Annotated in this window: 1 protein-coding gene; it reads right to left on the bottom strand. The window is 40.7% G+C overall.

Features of this window, described 5'->3' with window-relative positions; translation table 11 throughout:
- Positions 1–31: 31 nt before the first annotated feature.
- A partial coding sequence (locus AC1DUW_RS30630; protein ID WP_477644422.1) for an AMP-binding protein occupies positions 32–920 on the bottom strand: 889 nt, incomplete at its 5' end.

Below are 920 nucleotides of genomic sequence, written 5' to 3'. Positions count from 1 at the left end.
GTCCATTTGCATTCCCCTTTTTACCTATGAATTATTTGTTAGCGTTTTCATTCATTACCGGATAAGCAGCGTTATATTTTTCTTGAAGCTTTCGTTTTAAAATTTTACCGACCGCAGTTTTGGGAAGTTCACTTTGAAAGGTGATAACTTCCGGTACTTTAAAGGCTGCGAGCTGTTTTCGGCAGTATTCATTCAGTTCCTTTTCGGTTATCCATTCATTTGGCTTAATAACAACGGCTGCATGAACGGTTTCACCACGATATTGGTCGGGAACACCGAATACCGCTGCTTCAAGTACCTTTGGATGGCTGTAAAAAACCTCTTCAATTTCAATAGGATAAATATTAAATCCGCCTGCGATAATCATTTCTTTCTTTCGTCCGACGATGTAAAAGAAACCATCTTCATCCATCTTTGCGATGTCACCGGTATATAGCCATCCGTTTTGAATCGCCTGCAACGTTTCTTCTGGCATGCCCCAATACCCTTTCATCACCTGAGGTCCCTTAATAACCAATTCACCAGGTGTATCAACCAAAAGGGACGGCTCACCTGTAATACTGTCAATAATGGCGGCATCTGTATTTGGGATAGGTATCCCAATACTTCCGGGTTTTTGCAGGCCTTTAACTGGATTTCGATGCGTCACTGGTGAAGCCTCAGACAAACCATATCCTTCAGCAATCATTGATCCGCTTACTTCGTTAAAACGTGACAATACATTTAGAGGCAATGGCGACGAACCCGAAGTGCATGTTTTCAAAGAATGCAAATCAAAAGGATGGGACTGGTAATATTGTAATAAAGCAATATACATCGTCGGCACAGCTGGGAAAATAGTCGGTTTGAGCTTATTAATAATATCAACTATCTCAGCCACCTCAAACCTAGGTACTATAATTAAATTACCTCCATTATAA

The sequence above is a fragment of the Peribacillus sp. P4_C12 genome, from assembly GCF_056402095.1.
Note: the sequence above shows the minus strand (reverse complement) of the source record. Positions and strands in the feature narration are given on the sequence as shown.